Origin of the sequence: Thioalkalivibrio sp. ALE19, from assembly GCF_000428605.1 — a bacterium.
In the GTDB taxonomy this organism is placed as follows: domain Bacteria; phylum Pseudomonadota; class Gammaproteobacteria; order Ectothiorhodospirales; family Ectothiorhodospiraceae; genus Thioalkalivibrio.
On the sequence record NZ_AUAG01000015.1, the window covers coordinates 26,068 to 44,212 of the forward strand.

An 18,145-nucleotide genomic window follows, 5' to 3' on the forward strand; every position below is an offset into this window, starting at 1 on the left:
CTGCCGGAACCTCATCGCCGACGCCCCCCATGATCGGAGAGGAACCAACCACCACGAGCGGGCTCTCGCAACCGGCCCCGGAATGCGCGAGACTTTCGTCACATCCAGCCAGTGCGTGCATCCCGGCATGACGACCCCTCCCCTCGATGACGGCAGTTCTGCGCAGGCCTCGACCTCGGGCGAGGAGCGGTTCCGCACCCTGTTCGAGCTCTACCCCGATGCCACGGTGCTGATCGATCCGGAGAGCGGCCTGCCGGTACAGTTCAACCGGCTGGCCCACGAGCAGCTGGGCTACAGCGCCGAGGAGTTCGCCGAACTGCGCATCCCCGATTACGAGGCGCAGGAGACACCGGAGGAGACCGAAGCGCACATCCGGACCATCCTTGGGCAGGGGCGGGACGACTTCGTGACCCGGCACCGCTGCAAGGACGGCACGATCATCGATGTCCGCGTCTCGGTGGTTCTTTTGCCGTTCGAGGAGCGGACCCTCTTTCTGGCCGTGTTCCGCGACATCACGGCCGAGAAAACGGCCAAAGTCGCGCTGGAACGCAGCCGCGAACGCCTGCGTCTCGCCACCGAATCGGCCGACCTGGGGATCTGGGACTACGACATGGCCAGCGGCCACCTGGGATGGGACGACGGCATGTTCCGCCTCTACGGCGTCGACCCCGCCGAGTTCGGGAATACCTTCGAGGACTGGGCCCGGGCCCTGACACCGGAATCGCGCGAAGTGGCGGTGGCCGCCTTTGAAGCCGCCGTGGAATCCGACGCACCATTCGACCTCCGGATCACCATCCGCCGGACCGATGACGGTTCCATCCGCACCCTGCACGGTCAGGCCCAGGTCATCCGGGACAGTGCCGGCCAGGCCACCCGGGTCGTCGGGGTCAACCGTGACGTCACGGAGGAAGAGGCGAACCGCCAGCGGCTCGCCGCCGAGGAAGAGAAATTCCGCGGACTGTTCGAGCTCTCCCCGGTCGGTATCGCCATGAACGACTTCGCCACCGGCGATTTTCTTGACGTCAATGCCGCCATCCACGAGCCGGCCGGCTACACCCGGGAGGAGTTCCTGCAGTTGAGCTACTGGGAGGTCACTCCCGAAGAGTACATGGCCGACGAACAGGCCATGCTCGAATCGATGCAGCGCACCGGCCGCTACGGGCCGTTCCAGAAGGAGTACATCCGCAAGGACGGTTCACGCTACCCGGTCCTGCTCCACGGCTTCAGGACCACGACGCCGGACGGACGCGAGGTGATCTGGTCGATCATCCAGGACATCTCCGATATCGAACGGACCCGCCAGGAACTGGAAGACGCACGCAACCAGTTTGCCTCGCTGGTGGAGAACATCCCCGGGATCACCTTCCGCTGCCTGTACGATGACGCCTGGACCATGCTCTTCATGAGCCGGGCAGCCGACCCGCTGACGGGTTATGACGCAGCGGAGCTGATCAATAACACCGTCGTCTCGTACGCACAGCTGATCCACCCCGACGATGCCGACCGGGTCGACCAGACCGTCGCGGAGGCCGTCGCCGACGACCGGCCCTGGGAGACCCTGTACCGGGTCCGGCATCGCGACGGCTCCATTCGCTGGGCCCAGGAACGGGGCATCGCCGTGCGTGACGAACAGGGCGGGGTCGCCTGGCTGGACGGTTTCATCCTCGACATCACCGAACAGAAGCAGGCCGAGGCCCGCGCCGCCGAGATCGAGTCGACAACGCGTCGGCACCGGGCGGCCGTGGACGCCATCGCCCATACCATTGCCGCAGAAGATAATGTCGGTGCGATCCTGAAGACCACCTGCCGCAGTCTGGGCGAGGCCCTGGGTGCCGACCGGGCGCTGGTCTACGACATCGATTTCGAACGCGAGCTGGTCACCGGCCGGGAGGAATGGCTCAATCCCGAACGGCCTGCCATCACGCCGTCGATCGGCACCTACCCGCTGGCAGTATTCGGCAACGGCTTGCGCGAGATGCGTAACCGCCAGGGCTGGATGAACAGCCATGCAGACGCGCCCCACCCGAGCCTGGTTGCGGACGGCGCGACCGGCATCCTGCACGACCAAATGGGTATCGGAACCCTGCTGTGGTATCCGTTCGGTTTTCGCCAGAGCGGTTTCCATCTGCTGGTCCTCAACTGGCTGGACCGTCAGCCGGAACCGGACGAACAGCAACTCGGTTTTCTCGCCTCGGTTGCCGGCCTGGTCGAGCTGGCGCGGAACAAGATCCGCCTGCTGGAAGAACAGCAGCATGCGCAAGAACAGTACGAGGTCCTGTTCCGCGAGCTGCAGGACGGCTTCGCTCTGCACGAGATCATCTGCGACGACGACGGGAACCCGGTGGATTACCGTTATCTCGCGGTCAACCCCGCATTCGAGCAACTCACCGGACTGAAAGCCGAAACGACGGTCGGCCGGCGTGTGCGCGAAATCCTTCCCGGGGTCGAATCACACTGGATCGAAAACTTCGGACACGTCGCACTGACCGGGGAGAACTGCAGCATCGAGGATTATGCCGCCGAGCTTGGGCGGTACTTTTCCACCACTGCCTTCCAGCCGGAGCGCGGACGTTTCGCCTGTCTGATCCGCGACGTCACCGACCGCCGGAATGCGGAACAGGCCCTGCGCGAATCCAGGGAGCGCTTCGCCGGCATATTCGAGCAGACCGGCAGCGGGGTGGCGGTCTACCGCCCGGTGGACGACGGCGAGGACTTCGTGTTCATCGACTACAATCCCGCGGCGGCGCAGATGGACCGGACCACCCGCGACTCGGTCATCGGACATCGGCTCACCGAATGCTTCCCCGGTGTCCGCGAGATGGGGCTGTTGCAGGCCTTCCAGCGGGTGGCGCGGACCGGGGAGCCGGAGCTGCTGCCGATCTCCCAGTACCACGATGAGCGCATCGCCGGCTGGCGCGAGAACCGGATCTTCCGCCTCTCCTCCGGCGAGATCGTCGCGGTCTACGATGACCTCACCGAGATCAAGCAGGCCCAGCAGCAGTCCGAGCAGGCACGCGAGCAGGCGGAGCGGGCCAGCCGCGCCAAGAGCGAGTTCCTGGCCAACATGAGCCACGAGATCCGCACGCCGATGAACGCGGTCATCGGCCTGAGCCAGCTGCTGGAACAGACCGAGCTGGACGCGAAACAGCGCGATCAGGTGCACAAGATCCAGCAATCCTCGCGGATGCTGCTCGGCCTCATCAACGACATCCTCGACTTCTCCAAGATCGAGGCCGGCCAGCTGGAGCTGGAAGCGCGCGACTTCAGACTCGGCGAGGTGGTCGAGCAGATGGCGACGCTGTTCGGCGAGAAAGCCCACGCCGGGGGACTGGAGCTGCTCTACGACATCCAGCCCGACCTGCCGCGCGCCCTGGTTGGCGACGACCTGCGCCTGTCCCAGGTGCTCGGCAACCTGCTCGCCAATGCGACCAAGTTCACCGAGCGCGGCGGGACAGTGGAGCTCGGGATCCGCGCGACCGGGCCGGTGACGGATGGCCAGGCCACCCTGCGCTTTTTTGTACGCGACACCGGTATTGGCATGAGCGAGGAGCAGCTCGCCCGCCTGTTCCACCCCTTCAGCCAGGGCGACACCTCTACCACCCGCAAGTACGGAGGCACCGGCCTGGGGCTGGTGATCAGCCGACGCCTGGTGGAGGCCATGGGCGGCAAACTGGAGGTGGAGTCGGTCCCCGACGAGGGCAGCACCTTCGCCTTCACCCTGACCCTGCCGCTGGGCCAGGACCGACAGGCGATTGTCGAGTGCCCCGAGACCACGGGCCGCCGGGTGCTGATCGTCGACGACCAGGCCAGTGCCCGGCAGATCATGCGCGAACTCCTGCACCACTGCCATTACTTCACCGAGGAGGCCGACAGTGGCGAGGCCGCCGTCGAGCAGGTGGTGGCGGCGGAACGCCGCGGCGAGCCGTTCGACTTCATCCTGATGGACTGGATGATGCCGGGCGGCATGAATGGCAGCGAGACCTGCGAAGCCCTCGAGTGCCTGCGCCAGCGCGGCGAACTAAAGCGGACGCGGCCCCCGATCCTGATGGTCAGCGCCTACGCCCGGGATGAAATCACCCTGCCTGAAGGGCTGACCACCGACTACCTGGCCAAGCCGATCACCGCCTCATCACTCTACGATGCCCTGGTGCGGGCAGAAGGTGGCGGCCCCCCTGATCGTGCTCCGCAGGCAGCCCGGGTGCCGAAGCTGGGCGGCCATCGTGTGCTGCTGGTGGAAGATAACGAGATCAACCAGGAAGTGGGCAGGGAGCTTCTTGAAAAAACCGGCGCCCGCGTAACCACAGCCGACAACGGCGCCGAGGCGGTCGAGGCCGTGCGCGCGGAGAAGCCCGATCTGGTACTGATGGATCTGCAGATGCCCGTAATGGACGGTTTCGATGCAACCCGGAGCCTGCGGGCCGATGGCTACACGGGCCCCGTTCTGGCCCTCTCGGCGGCGGTCATGGAAGAAGACCGCCAACGCGCGCGGGATGCCGGGGTCAACGGACACCTCGGCAAACCCGTCGACAGCACCGAACTCTACGCCGCACTCGCGACCCATCTCGACGCATCCACAACGGAGCCCACGCCCGGCGCAGAAGAGGAAGACTCTTCCTCCCCTGCTCTTCCCGCCACGCTGCCGGGCTTCGACCCGGCAAGGGGCCTGCGGCATTTCGGCGGCGATGCGGCCCTTTACTCCCGGCAGCTGCACAACTTCCGGGACCGACTGGTCTCTGATTACGAGCCGCTGATCGACCACCTGCGCGCCTCGCGGGACGACGAGGCGCACCGGCTCGCGCACAACCTGAAGGGGGTCGCCGGTACCCTCGCCGCCACGACCCTGCAGTCCCTGGCCGAACAGATCGACCGCCTGATCAAGGACGGCGACCCGGTGTCCGCCGGGCTCATACATCGGCTGGAAACCGCATTCCGGGAAGCCGCGCAATCGCTCGCAGACCTTCCCGACATTGCACAAGACAATGCGGCTGGTTCAGTGCACGCGGTCGCCACCCTGCGCCAGCAACTGGAAGCCAGCGAACTGGTCGAAGAGGAAACCCTGCGCGAGGCCCTGGCATGGCTGCGCGGCCGCGGGCTGGACTGCGACGCTCTGGAGGCGCAGGTGGAACGGATGGCATTCGACGAGGCCCTGCAACGCCTCGACGAACTGATGCCCTGAAAGTCCTGATCAAGGAACATCACATGAACCATGACGAGCCGAAGCCGACCCTCCTGGTCGTCGACGACGAGCCGGCCAACATCCAGGCGCTGGGAAACCTGCTGAAGGACGATTACCGCATTCGGGTTGCGAACAACGGCGAGAAGGCCCTGGCGCTGGCCGCAGAGGGTGCCCCGGAGCGCCCCGACCTGATCCTGCTGGACATCCAGATGCCCGGCATCGACGGCTACGAGGTCTGTCGACGCCTGAAGGAAGACCCGCACACCAGCAACATCGCCGTCATCTTCGTCTCGGCACTCGACGACGCGCGCGACGAAGAGCACGGACTGAACCTGGGCGCCGTGGACTACATCGCCCGGCCGTTCAGCCCGGCGATCGTCCGCGCCCGAGTCAACACGCACGTGAAACTCAAGCGCAGGACCGACCTGCTGGAACAGTACGCAATGCTCGACGGCCTCACCGGCGTTCCCAATCGTCGCTATTTCGACGAGCACCTGGACCGGGAGACCCGCCGCAGTCAGCGCGACGGGGAACCCCTGTCACTGATCATGCTCGACATCGACCACTTCAAGGCCTTCAACGACCATTACGGGCACGGGGCCGGGGATCGCTGCCTGCAGAAAGTCGCTGAAACACTTGCGCGGACGCTGAACCGGCCCGGGGACACCCTGTGCCGTTATGGCGGCGAGGAATTCGTGGCCATGCTCCCCGGGACGCCGACATCCGGTGCGCTGGAGGTCACCGAGAAACTGAGAAACGCGGTTGAGGAGCTGGCCTTTCCGCATGGATATTCCGCTGCGAGCCCGGTGGTGACCGTGAGCCTGGGGGCCGCGACCCTCGACCCCGTCGGAGAACCCGGAGCCGACGCGCAGTCGGTGCTCGCGCGGGCGGACGACGCTCTGTACCAGGCCAAGAAAGCCGGACGCAACCGCTGCTGCGTGCGGGGTTGATTATTCCCCGGCGACGGTCATCGACTCGATCAGGATGGAGCCGGTGCGGATGTTCCCGCGATAGTCGACGTCGGAACCGGTGGCGACGATGGCACGGAACATGTCCTTGAGGTTGCCGGCGATGGTGATCTCCTCCACCGGATGGACGATCTCGCCGTTTTCCACCCAGAACCCGGCCGCGCCGCGCGAGTAGTCGCCGGTCACCGGATTCACGCCCTGACCGATCAGCTCGGTCACCAGCAGTCCGGTGCCCATCTCGCGCAGCATGCCCGGGGCGTCCAGCGTCCCCAGACGCACCGTCACGTTGCGCGCGCCGCCGGCGTTGCCGGTGGTCTCGCGGCCGAGGCGCCGGGCGGCGTAGCTGTCGAGGGTGTAGCTGCGCAGCACGCCGCGGTCCACCAGCGGCCGGTTGCGGGTCTGCACGCCCTCGCCGTCGAACGGCGCGCTGCCCAGCCCGCGCGGGGTCAGCGGGCGCTCCTCGATGCGCATCCATTCGGGGAAGATGCGTTCGTCCAGGGCGTTCAGCAGGAACGAGCTCTCGCGGAACTGGGCCGGGCCGGAGATCGCGCGGGTGAAGCTGCCGATCAGGGTGCGCGCCATCTCCGGGGCGAACAGCACCGGGCAGCTGCGGGTGGAGAGCTTTTCCCCGCCCAGCCGGCGCACGGTGCGCTCCGCCGCCTCGCGCCCGATGTCCTCGGGGATGCCCAGATCGGCCGCGCGGCGGCTGACGCTGTAGGCATAATCGCGCTGCATGCCGTCATCGCCGCGCGCCACCAGGGCGCAGGACAGCGAATGGCGGGTGCTGCGATAGCCGCCCATGAAGCCCTGGGTGTCGCCGAGGAACGCCATCGCGCGGCGGGTATTCACCGAGGCGCCTTCGGAGTTCTCGATGCGCGACTCGGCGTCGAACCCGGCCTGTTCGGTGCGCTGCGCCAGCTCGGTGGCCTGCGCGATGGACAGCTCCCAGGGGTGATCGAGGTCCAGATCTTCCCAGTCCACTGCCTTGAAGGCGATCGACGGCATGCCGGCATACGGATCCGGCTCGGTATAGCGGGCGATGCGGCAGGCCGCCTCGACGGTGTCGAGCAGGGCCTGCTCGCTGAAATCGGTGGTCGATGCCGCGCCCTTGGACTGGCCGAAATGCGCGATCAGCGACAGGTTCTGGTCGCGTTCGTGCTCCAGGGTCTCGATCTCGCCCTTGCGCACCCCCAGGTCCAGACCCACGCTGTGGCTGACGACCACCTGGGCATCGGTGGCCCCCTGCTTCTTTGCCTCCTCCAGCGCCTGCTGCACGCGGGCGCGCAGGGATTCGGGGCTGTGCGACAGCGCCTGGGCGGCGGCTTCGGGGGTCTCGACTGCGGGACGTTGACTCATGCGGATTCCGGTCGGTTGTTCGATGGGGGAGACAAAAAACCACGGGTCCGCACCCGCCCCACCAGGGGCGGGCACGGACCCCGTGTCGAGGACGGACTAGACGCGCGCGCCGTGCTTGTGGACCGCGCCCACGTTGCCCCAGCGTTCGAGGTCATCCACGTGCACGCCGACCCAGTACAGCATGCCCACGCTGTCGCGGGTCCAGCCGCCGATCAGCTCCTGGCCCTCGCCCAGATTGACGTGGCGGGCGAATTCCTCGGCCTTGTCGCGGGCCCGGAACACGTGCCACTGCACCACCTTGTCGTGGCCGTGGCCTTCCGGGAGGGAGCGTTCCTGTTCCAGAAAATCGGTATTCATGCGGCTCTCCTTTTCTTGCTCGCCAGATCCGGTCCGGTGACGCCCCGGACGCTGCCGGGTCATGCCGCCTGGGTGCCCCCGACGGTCATGCCGTCGATGCGCAGCGTGGGCTGGCCCACGCCCACCGGCACGCCCTGCCCCTCCTTGCCGCAGGTACCCACGCCGGGGTCGAGCTGCATGTCGTTGCCGACCATCGACACGCGGGTCAGGACATCCGGACCGTTACCGATCAGGGTCGCACCCTTCACCGGCCGCGTCACCTTTCCGTTCTCTATGAGATAGGCCTCCGAAGCCGAAAACACAAACTTTCCGGAGGTGATGTCCACCTGACCGCCGCCGAAATTGACCGCATACAGGCCGTCTTCCACCGAACCGATGATCTCCTCGGGATCGGCGGAACCGCCCAGCATGTAGGTGTTGGTCATGCGCGGCATGGGCAGATGGGCGTAGGACTCGCGCCGACCGTTGCCGGTGGTCTGCGTGCCGCTCAGGCGCGCGTTGAGCTCGTCCTGCATGTAGCCGCGCAGGATGCCGTCCTCGATCAGCACGGTTTCCTCGGTCGGATTACCCTCGTCATCGACATTGAGCGAGCCGCGGCGCCCGGCCAGCGTGCCGTCGTCGACGATGGTGATGCCCTCGGCCGCGACCCGTTCGCCAATGCGTCCGGCGAAGGCGGAGGTGCCCTTGCGGTTGAAGTCGCCTTCCAGGCCGTGGCCGATCGCCTCGTGCAGCAGCACGCCGGGCCAGCCCGGACCGAGGACCACTTTCATGCTGCCGGCCGGGGCATCCACCGCCTCGAGGTTCACCAGCGCCTGACGCACCGCCTCGCGCGCATGCGCAGCGGCCTGACCGTTCTCGATCAACTGGCGATAACCGAAGCGGCCGCCGCCGCCGGAGCTGCCCGATTCGCGGCGTCCGCCCTGCTCGACGATTACCTGGACGTTCAGACGCACCAGCGGGCGCACGTCAGTGGTCAGCTCGCCGCGCGCGTTGAGCACCATCACCACCTCGCGCGAGCCGGCCAGCGAGCACATCACCTGGGTCACGCGCGGATCGGCGGCGCGGGCCTCGGCGTCAACCTCCTTGAGCAGGTCGATCTTCTCCTGCTCGCCGAGGGAGTCGATGGGGTTGTCGGGCACGTAAAGCTCGCGCGAGGGCGTGCGCCCCTGCACCGCCATGCCGCCGCTCTGGCCCGCTCGGGCGATGCTGCGCGCGGTGCCCGCCGCCTCCAGCAGGGCGGGCATCGCGAGATCGTCGGAATACGCGAAGCCGGTCTGTTCGCCGCGCACTACGCGAATGCCGGCGCCGCGCTCGATGTTGAAGCTCGCCGACTTGACGATCCCGTCCTCCAGCGACCAGCCCTCCTGGCAGGCGAACTGGAAATAGCAGTCACCGCCGTCGATGCCCTGGCCGAAGGTCGTTCCGACCAGGCGGGAGAGTTCGGACTCGCCGAGACCGGCGGGATCCAGCAGGGTCTGTCGGGCCAGGTTGTCGATCATGCATCCCTCGATTGGGTCGTTTTCGTCAGTATGATGCTTGGGGCCCGGGCAACGCTTTCAAGCCCGCGAGCCGCGGGGGCTCTCGCACCCCGCACGCGCTCCGGCAGGCTCACTCCGGAATGGCACAACCCAGACGCCGATGCGAGACGGTCGGGAACACGGTCCGCATGCGTTCCACCTCGCGGCCGTCGATCTCCCCCAGCAGGACCCCGGGGTTGCGCCCCAGCTCCCCCAGTACGCGGCCCCAGGGGTCAATCACCGCACTGTGCCCCCAGGTCTCGCGACCGTTCACGTGGAAACCGCCCTGGGCCGCGGCCACCACGTACATCTGGTTTTCCACCGCGCGGGCCCGCAGCAGCACCTCCCAGTGGGCCTGGCCGGTCTGCGCGGTGAACGCCGACGGCAGAGCGAGCCATTCCGCGCCCTGGTCCAGCAGCGCGCGGAACAGCTCGGGGAAACGCAGGTCGTAGCAGATCGCCAGTCCCAGGCGACCGGCGGGGGTGTCCACCGTAACCACCTCATCACCGGGCTGGTACACCCGCGACTCGGTATAGGCCTCGTTGTTGTCAGGCAGGTGCACGTCGAACAGGTGGATCTTGTCGTAACGGGCCGCGAGCTCGCCGCGGTCGTCATACACCAGGCAGGCCGAACGCACGCGTTCACCGTCGGGGGCCTGCAGCGGCACCGTCCCACCCACGATCCACACCCCCAGGGCGCGCGCCTGTTCGGCCAGGAAACGCTGCAGCGGGCCCTGACCATCGGGGGCCTCGGCGATGTCGAGGACATCGGTCTCCTGCATCCCCATGAAGGCAAAGTTCTCCGGCAGCACCAGTACGCGGGCGCCCTGCTCCGCCGCCTCGGCCATGCGCCGGCGGGCATCCGCCAGATTGGCCTGCGGCTGGGTCCCGGATGCCATCTGAATGGCGGCCACCGGTGTCATGCGCGCTCCTTGTCGTGATTCCGATTCATCAGTGTTCAGTCCTCTGCCGGTTCCACCCGGGTTTCCACCCGCGGCCGCTCCCACGGCCCGGTCACGCGATACTCCACCCGGGCCGCCTCTTCCATTTGATCGCCGATACCCAGCACGCGTTCGAGCAGCAGCACTGCGGCTCCGGTTACCGGGCCGCCCAGCAGGGCCCCCGCGATCGGCAGTGCCGTACGCAGTCGCGGTACGACCACGATTTCCTGGTCGTATTCGCGTGCCACGAGGTTGGTGTCGCCCCGCACCCGGATCGCCGCGGAGGCGGTCTCCAGACCGAGCTCCGGCACATGCAGCACGCCGTCCGCCAGCCGGGCATTGCCCTGCAGTTCGCTGAAGGCCAGGCCCTCGACGAACAGGTCGCGGAAATCCAGACGCAACCGCTGCGGCAGCAGGTCGAGGCTCACCAGACCCAGCAGCCGCCCTGCGCCGGGCTCGACATCGGCAAGCTCGCCATCGCTCAGGGTCAGTTCCATGGCTCCCTGCAGGCGCGCCAGGCTCGGCCGGAACAGAGCGCCGGGCCATTCCAGCTGCACCTCGGCGTTCCCCTCGCCGCCACGCAGGGCGCGGGTCAGCCCGCTGGAATCCAGCCCCTGCCCCCAGTCATCGCCCTCCAGATCGAGCTCCAGGCGACTCCGGCCTCGCCCCCCGGCATCCACATGCCAGCCGCCGCGGCCGGCCGCACGGATTCCCGGCTCGGGACTGCGCAGCACCAGGTCCCGCAGGGCCAGACCGTCGGCATCGGGGATCAGGTCACCACGGATGTCGGCAAAACGGTAATCGCCCAGACGCAGACTGTCGAGGGCAAGCCGCACCGACGGCCAGTTGCGCGGATCGCTCACCCCCTCCGCTGCCGGAGTCTCTTCGGGGGGCGAATCGGCGTCCGGTCCGCCCAGTTCCAGCTCGGGCAGGTGCACCCGTTCCAGCTCCAGCTGCAGGTGATCCCGCCGATCGCTCAGACCATAGCGCCAGCCCAGGGTCCCCGCGAGCCATTCGGAGCGGCTTTCCACCTGCCAGCCACCGGGGTCGCGTACCGCGCGCAGTCGGGTCGCGGGCACACTCAGGTCATCCCAGTGCAGGGCTTCGTCCACAAGCAGGACCACGCGATTCAGTGGCACGCCGGTGACCGCTTCCTCCGGGGCGTCGGCGCCGGGGCCGGCCACCTGCACGTTGCCCGCCCAGGGCGCCGCCTGCAGGGCCCGCGCCCAGGCCCCCGCGTCGAGCTCGGCAAAATGCCCTTCGACCACGGCGCCCTGCGAGGGCAGACCGGGCGGATCGCCGGCGGCTCGCCCCAGGCCCAGCGCCAGCGCCTGCAGCGCCGGCCGCTGTTCGTCCTGCGGCAACAGGCGCAGCCGCGCGTGCAGGACATCACCCAGACCCAGCTCCCCCACCGCTGGCCGCCGGTTGTCCAGCGGCAGGGAGACGGTCAGATCGCGTCGCTGATCCTCCGCCTTGCCCAGCGGGTCGGGCCAGTCGATGGCCACGCCCTCCAGATCCGAACGCAGATCCAGGCGCATCCCGTCCATCCCGCCCCCCAGGCTCAGTTCCGCATCCCAGTGGGCGCGGCCACTGGCATGGGCCGCCAGTTCCGGGATCCCCTCCAGCCAGGGCTCGAGTGGCTGCGGACCACGCAGCCCCAGCCGGGCGCGTTCGCCGTCCAGCGGCCAGTCGACGTCCAGGGCCACCCGTTCGCCGTGCACCCCTGCCTCCAGCCCCTCGGCATGCACCCGGTCCGCGGTATCGAAACGGATCTCGCCGCGCAGTCCATCCAGTGCGACCGGCCATTGCGGCACGTTCAGGTCCAGCCCCTGCGGCCGCAGCCGCCCGGCCACCCGCAGGTCATCCATGCGATCGCTGTCCAGCGGCAGCAGGAGCTGCAGGTCCAGACCGGCCGGACCGGCGGCCTCGGCCCCGTCGCGCAGCTCCGCCAGCTCGTCGCCCAGCCCGGCCCGGCGCAGGTATGCGAGCAGATCCGCCGCGTTGCTGTCGGCCGACGCATCCAGTTCGAGATCGGGCTCGCCGGTCATGTCGGTCACGGTGACATCGCCGCGCGTGATGCGGGTGTCGAGGATGCGGGCCCGCGCACCCTCGGTGCGGAAGGCCTCGTTGCGAAACCACAGACGCCCCGCCAGTTCCTCCGCCGGCGGCCAGCCCTCCTGATAGTCCAGCACTCCATCCTCGATATCGGCCCACAGATCGAACACGCCCTGGTGGTCCGCAAACGGGAATTCGCGCGGGCGACCCCGGTAGGCCATGCCCCCGCCGGTCCCCCGACCGTCGACGATGCTGCGCGCCAGCCATTGATAGGTGGTCGCCGGGAGATAGCGCTCGGGCAGATAGCGAGCGGCGTAGGCCCCGTCGGCATGATGAATGTCCATCGCCATGGCCAGCAGCGGCCCCTGTTCGTGACCATCCAGGCGCAGTTCGCCGCGCAGTGAGGCGGCCCCCTGCTCGGCCCGGACCTCCAGCCCCTCCCCGGCCACGGTCCAGTCGTCCGGCGCATGCCGTCGTGCATGCAGCTCGCCGCGCAGGCGGTCCAGCCACAGGACTTCGTCCCCCAGCAACCGCGGGAACTCCGCACGCAGGTGTTCGCCATCGAACGTGGCGCCGGCCTCGTCGGTCTCCGCGTCCCACCATGCACGCAGATCCAGGCCACGCACCCCCGGCCAGTCGCCATCGGTGCGCAGACTGAACGAGCGCAGATCGAGCTCCGCTTCGCGGATCCGCAGACGGTCGTCGTCGCGCCGCGCCACCAGCCTGCCCTCCGCCAGGCGGCCGCGCGGACGCAGGCGCGCCACAGGGTCCGCCAGGGCGGGCGCCGCATGATCCAGCAAAGGCTTGAACGGGGCATAGACGTCGGCATCCAGCCCGCGCGCGGCCAGCTCCAGCCGGTCCACCACGGCGCCCTGCGCACCCGTCTCCAGGCGATAGCGCATGCGCAGGTCGCCGGAACCGGGCCGCGTGCCGGTCCAGGCGGAGCGGTGCCAGGCATCGTCCACATGCCAGTCGAAGCGGTGTCCGAGTTCGCGCTCGCGCGCGTCCTCGTCGCCGTTCAGCCGGGTGGTATGGAACCCGCGCAGGCGGGTGAGGCGACCGTCTTCCAGGTCACCCCAGATCCGCGCCCCGCTGGTGCCGTCGATCGCCGGCAGGCCGAGATACGCCAGCCAGGGTGCCCAGTGAGCGATCTCCAGGCTCTGGCCCTCGAGGAAGAACCGGGCATCGCGGGCGGCGGACGCCGGGATCCGGACGCCCAGTTCGAAGCTTCCGGCGGCCTCCGGGTCCAGGGCGCCCGCCAGCCGCAGCAGGCCGTCGCCATCCGCGGCGCTGCGAAAACTCAGACGTTCCAGCCGGGCGGCCGACGTGATACCGGCAACACGGTCGTCCCACACCAGCGAGATCGCCTCGCCATCGAACTCCGGCCAGGCCTCCAGTGCATGTTCCAGCACCGCGCCCTCGCCGGTGCCCATGGTGTGGCCATGGAACGTGACCCGCCCGTCCGCCTGGCGGACCAGACGGGCCTCCATGCCGATGACCTGCAGCCGCAGGCGGGGCGCCCACGCGCGCAACGACGCCACCGGATCCAGGGTGGCCCCGACCCGTTCGACCTCCAGGGGCTCGGCATCGCCATCGACCACGTGCACCCCGCGCACCACCAGCTCGGGGGTCCAGCCGCGCCAGCCCAGCTCCACCGACTCGGCCCGCACCTGCATGCCGGAGGTTTCGGAAGCGGCCGTTTCCAGGCGTTCGTGCAACCCGTCCCAGTGCGGCAGGAACAGCCGCAGGCCCAGCAGCACGAGCATCAGCAGCAGGACCACGACCAGCAGCGCAGGCAGCAGCCCCCGAGCGATCGTGCGCAGCCTGTTCCAGGCGTACCCGGTTCGCTCCGCTGCATTCACGCTGGACGACCTCCCTCAGACAAACACCACGTCGAACTGCTCCTGGGTATAGAGGGTTTCGACCTGGAAACGGATGGGGATGCCGACGAAGCTCTGCAGCTCTGCCAGGCTCGCCGACTCCTCGTCCAGCAGCAGGTCGATCACGCTCTGCGAGGCCAGCACCCGCAGCTCGCGGGCATCGTACTGGCGCACTTCCCGCAGGATCTCGCGAAACAGTTCGTAACACACGGTTTCGGCCGTCTTGAGATAGCCCCGGCCGCCACAGGTGGGACAGGGCTCACACAACTGGTGTTCGAGGCTGTCGCGAGTACGCTTGCGGGTCATCTCCACCAGCCCCAGCGGCGACACATCGCAGATCTGGGTCTTCACGTGGTCGCGCTCCAGCGCCTTCTCCAGCGCGCGGATCACCTGGCGCTTGTGCTCGTCGTCCTGCATGTCGATGAAATCGATGATGATGATCCCGCCGAGATTGCGCAGGCGCAGCTGGCGACCGATGGCCTGAGCCGCCTCCAGGTTGGTCTTGAAGATGGTCTCCTCGAGCTTGCGGTGGCCGACGAAGCCGCCGGTGTTGATGTCCACCGTGGTCATCGCCTCGGTCTGATCGAAGATCAGGTAGCCACCGGATTTCAGCTCGACCTTGCGCTCCAGCGCACGCTGGATCTCTTCGTCGATGTTGAACAGATCGAAGATCGGCCGCTCGCCGGGGTAGTGCTCGATGCGTTCGGTCAGCTCCGGCAGATAGCGCCGGGAGAAATCGACGATCTTCTGGTAGGTCTCGCGCGAATCGATGCGGACCCGTTCCAGGTCCACCCCGACCATGTCGCGCAGGATGCGCTGAACCAGCGGCAGGTCGGCGTACACCTCGGTCCCGGCGGGCGCGCTGCGCGCGGCTTCCTGCAGGCTGTCCCAGATCTTCTTCAGGAATGCGGTGTCGGTACCCAGGGCCTCGTGGTCCGCCAGCTCCGCCGCGGTACGCACGATGAAGCCGTGCTGCGGGGCCAGTTCGTCGCGCAGGGCCTCGACCTGTTCGCGCAGACGGGCACGCATGGCATCGTCCTCGATCCGCGTGCTGACCCCGACATTGTTCTGGTTGGGCATCAACACCAGGTGACGGGCCGGCACGGTGATGTAGGTCGTCAGGCGCGCGCCCTTGGAACCCATCGGGTCCTTGGTCACCTGCACCAGCAGCTCCTGCCCTTCGTGCAGCAGATCGCGGATCCCTTCGCTTCCCCGCCCCTCGTCCTCGTTGCGCGAGATGACGTCCGAGGCATGCAGAAAGGCGGTGCGGTCGCGACCGATCTCGACGAACGCGGCATCCATCCCCGGCAGCACGCGCACCACGCGCCCCTTGTAGATGTTGCCGACGATGCCCCGCTGGCGCGCGCGCTCGATGTGCAGTTCGGTCAGCACGCCGTTCTCGACCAGGGCCACACGGCTCTCCTGGGGCGTGACGTTCATCAGCAGTTCGGTTCCGGTCATGCGGGGTCTTTGGTCGGCGTGTACGAAAAAGGAACGCGACTCCGCCTCAGGCGGAGTCGCGCGCGGGGGTCGCTGCGGCAGGATCCGCGTCCCCGTCGGACGGCGGCGGATCGCCCGGCGGCGATCCGGGTGGCAGGGACCGCGGCCAGGACTTGATCACCGCATGCACCAGGGTGGCCAGCGGGATGGCGAAGAACACGCCCCACAGGCCCCAGATCCCGCCGAAGATGAACACCGAGGCGATGATCGCCACCGGATGCAGGTTGACCACCTCGGAGAACAGCAGCGGCACCAGCACGTTGCCGTCGAGGAACTGGATCACGCCATAGGCCACCAGCACCCAGGCGAACTCGGAACTGAGGCCGAACTGGAAATATGCCACCGCCGCCACGGGGATGGTCACGACCGCGGCACCGATGTAGGGGATGATCACGGAGATGCCGACCATGAACGACAGCAGCACCGCGTATTCCAGCTGAAACCAGTTGAACGTGGTGAAGCTGACCACCCAGACGATCAGGATCTCGATGAACTTGCCACGCACGTAGCTGGCGATCTTCACGTTCACCTCGCCCCAGACCTCGCTGGCCAGATGGGTATCCCGAGGCATGAACCCCCGGATCCAGCCGAGGATCTGGTCACGGTCCTTGAGCATGAAAAACACCATCAGCGGGACCACGATCAGGTAGATCACCACATCCACCAGGTGGCGTGCGGAGGCCAGCGAGAACGTCACCACCTGCTGTCCCAGCTGGGTGGCCTCGGCGCGGATCGCGCCCATCAGCTCGAACACCTGTTCGTCGGTGATCAGCTGGGGGTAGCGCTCCGGCAGCTGCAGCAGCAGTTTCTGCCCCTCGGAGATCATGCCCGGCAGTTCGCGCACCAGCTGGGTCACCTGCTGCGACATCAGCGGCACCACGCTGAACAGCGCGGCCAGCGTGGCCAGCAGTGCTCCCAGCAGCACCAGTATCACCGCGAGGATGCGCGGCACCCGCAGGCGCTGCAGCTTGGCCACTGCCCCTTCCAGGAGATAGGCGATGATCACGCTCGCCAGCAGCGGCGCAAGGATGCGCCCGGCGAACACGATCACCAGGAACCCGGCCAGCAACAGCATGGCCAGGATCACCACCTGCGGATCCGTGAAGTGCCGCCGGTACCACTGGCGGAGCATGTCGATCATGACGTCGGGCTGTCCTTGTCGTTGCCGCCGCGATGCGGGTCCTCGGCCTGCACCCTGGCCTGATAGTGCGACCAGAATACCGTTTCCAGTTCGTCGATGACCTCTTCGGCCTCGCGACCCTGCATTACGTGCTGGGCCATCAAGGACGAGGCCTCGTTGAGCAGCTTGCCGCGGTCCAGCATGTAATAGGTGGCGGTCAGCCGGCGCATCGCCTTGATCACCGACTCGCCCTCGGGCCGCGGGATGGGCTCGGGTTCCGGCACGCCGGCCGGCTCGGGTTCGGACCCCGCGGCGATGTCACCGGACTCCTCGCCCGCGCCATCGCCCTGGGATTCGAGGAAACGCGCGAATTTCAGCAGGCTCGTCCGGTCGGCTTCGGACAGGCGCGCGGCCACCTCGGCGATTGCCTCGGTGGTCGCGTCACGCCGCCGCCCGCCCTGGCCTCCGGCCAGGACCTGCCCGAGGTCCCCGGGCAGGCCGGCGCCCGTCGAGCCCTTCGGCGGGATCATCCATCACCCTCGATCTGCAGACTGAACACGGGCATCTTGCGCCGCTCCTGCATCAGCGACAGCTGCTTGACCAGAGCAACGAGCAGTTCGTCGGTGACCTGCTGCATCTGGTTCCATTCCATGCGCGCCTCGCCGAGCAGTTCGCCCATGTTCGGCGGCGGATTGTGGTCGCCCTCCATCAGGATATCCTCGAGCATCCCGGGTTTGGCCTCCGGACGGAACAGCATGCCATAGGTCAGCTCGTCGGGCCGCACCATCAGCCACTGGCCATCATCATCCACCATGATCGGCTCCAGACCCTCGGGCAGCTCCACCGAGCCGTGGTGCAGCTGCAGCACGCGGTGGCCGTCCACCGCCTCGGCCACCGGGTCACCCTCGCCGGCCGCGGTCTTGTGGGCGGTGGTGAAGCGCGCCACGTAGGGCGGCTCCTCGCTGGCCGTACCTCCGGCCTGCTCGGCCACCAGCAGTCCGCCCATGCCAAGACCGACCACCGGGCGCTGCGAGCGGCGGAAGATGTCGATCAGGGACAGTTCGTCCGGGACCTGCGGGTTGTTCTCGCGGTCCGCCGTGGGCCAGGCCCCGCCCAGCAGCCACAGGCCGTCGAACTGGGCCGCCGAGCCGGGCAGGTCCTGCCCGACGAAGGGGCGGTAGTAGGAGAATCCAATGTCGCGTTTTTCGAGCTGGGCCTCGATCAGGGCCAGGAACTCGGAATAGGTGTGCTGTACTACGCAGTAGTTCTTCATCGC

The 18,145-nt window shown here is 68.0% G+C and carries 10 protein-coding genes and 1 pseudogene; 2 read left to right on the forward strand and 9 right to left on the reverse strand.

What is annotated here, in order from left to right:
* Positions 1-127: 127 nt before the first annotated feature.
* Both F787_RS0107640 and F787_RS0107645 read left to right on the forward strand, forming a co-directional pair.
* Positions 128-5,210: pseudogene (locus F787_RS0107640) on the forward strand (PAS domain S-box protein).
* Complete coding sequence (locus tag F787_RS0107645; protein WP_028491817.1) at positions 5,200-6,126, forward strand: diguanylate cyclase; 927 nt, start codon at positions 5,200-5,202, stop codon at positions 6,124-6,126. The pseudogene F787_RS0107640 and the gene F787_RS0107645 overlap by 11 nt, the downstream one beginning before the upstream one ends.
* Here F787_RS0107645 and pmbA read toward each other — a convergent pair whose 3' ends face one another.
* From pmbA to F787_RS0107690, 9 genes are all read right to left on the reverse strand, one after another.
* On the reverse strand, positions 6,127-7,500 hold the full coding sequence (pmbA, locus tag F787_RS0107650; RefSeq protein WP_028491818.1) for a metalloprotease PmbA: 1,374 nt from the start codon (positions 7,498-7,500) through the stop codon (positions 6,127-6,129).
* A gap of 96 nt (positions 7,501-7,596) precedes the next feature.
* A complete protein-coding gene (locus tag F787_RS0107655) occupies positions 7,597-7,857 on the reverse strand; it encodes a hypothetical protein (RefSeq protein WP_018870123.1) in 261 nt (86 codons plus the stop codon).
* Between the two features lie 59 nt (positions 7,858-7,916).
* A complete protein-coding gene (gene tldD, locus F787_RS0107660) occupies positions 7,917-9,356 on the reverse strand; it encodes a metalloprotease TldD (RefSeq protein WP_019021325.1) in 1,440 nt (479 codons plus the stop codon).
* 109 nt (positions 9,357-9,465) lie between these two features.
* Positions 9,466-10,296: a carbon-nitrogen hydrolase family protein gene (locus tag F787_RS0107665; protein WP_028491819.1), complete on the reverse strand. Its 831-nt coding sequence runs from the start codon at positions 10,294-10,296 to the stop codon at positions 9,466-9,468.
* Between the two features lie 35 nt (positions 10,297-10,331).
* Positions 10,332-14,231, reverse strand: a complete 3,900-nt coding sequence (locus F787_RS0107670; RefSeq protein WP_304412512.1) for a YhdP family protein — start codon at positions 14,229-14,231, stop codon at positions 10,332-10,334.
* Positions 14,232-14,246: 15 nt separating this feature from the next.
* Entirely contained in the window at positions 14,247-15,710 is a 1,464-nt protein-coding gene (rng, locus tag F787_RS0107675) for a ribonuclease G (protein WP_019021328.1), read from the reverse strand.
* A gap of 46 nt (positions 15,711-15,756) precedes the next feature.
* Positions 15,757-16,890: an AI-2E family transporter gene (locus F787_RS0107680; RefSeq protein ID WP_019590761.1), complete on the reverse strand. Its 1,134-nt coding sequence runs from the start codon at positions 16,888-16,890 to the stop codon at positions 15,757-15,759.
* On the reverse strand, positions 16,887-17,399 hold the full coding sequence (locus tag F787_RS0107685; RefSeq protein WP_028491821.1) for a hypothetical protein: 513 nt from the start codon (positions 17,397-17,399) through the stop codon (positions 16,887-16,889). Before F787_RS0107685 ends, F787_RS0107680 begins: the two co-directional genes overlap by 4 nt.
* Positions 17,396-18,142 (reverse strand): type 1 glutamine amidotransferase, encoded by a 747-nt coding sequence (locus tag F787_RS0107690; protein ID WP_018870130.1) that lies wholly within the window; start codon positions 18,140-18,142, stop codon positions 17,396-17,398. Before F787_RS0107690 ends, F787_RS0107685 begins: the two co-directional genes overlap by 4 nt.
* Between the last annotated feature and the right edge of the window lie 3 nt (positions 18,143-18,145).

Coding starts and splice junctions, on each gene's coding strand:
- F787_RS0107645 (WP_028491817.1), top strand. CDS start 5,200: ATGAACCATGACGAGCCGAAGCCGACCCTCCTGGTCGTCGACGACGAG.
- pmbA (WP_028491818.1), bottom strand. CDS start 7,500: ATGAGTCAACGTCCCGCAGTCGAGACCCCCGAAGCCGCCGCCCAGGCG.
- F787_RS0107655 (WP_018870123.1), bottom strand. CDS start 7,857: ATGAATACCGATTTTCTGGAACAGGAACGCTCCCTCCCGGAAGGCCAC.
- tldD (WP_019021325.1), bottom strand. CDS start 9,356: ATGATCGACAACCTGGCCCGACAGACCCTGCTGGATCCCGCCGGTCTC.
- F787_RS0107665 (WP_028491819.1), bottom strand. CDS start 10,296: ATGACACCGGTGGCCGCCATTCAGATGGCATCCGGGACCCAGCCGCAG.
- rng (WP_019021328.1), bottom strand. CDS start 15,710: ATGACCGGAACCGAACTGCTGATGAACGTCACGCCCCAGGAGAGCCGT.
- F787_RS0107680 (WP_019590761.1), bottom strand. CDS start 16,890: ATGATCGACATGCTCCGCCAGTGGTACCGGCGGCACTTCACGGATCCG.
- F787_RS0107685 (WP_028491821.1), bottom strand. CDS start 17,399: ATGATCCCGCCGAAGGGCTCGACGGGCGCCGGCCTGCCCGGGGACCTC.
- F787_RS0107690 (WP_018870130.1), bottom strand. CDS start 18,142: ATGAAGAACTACTGCGTAGTACAGCACACCTATTCCGAGTTCCTGGCC.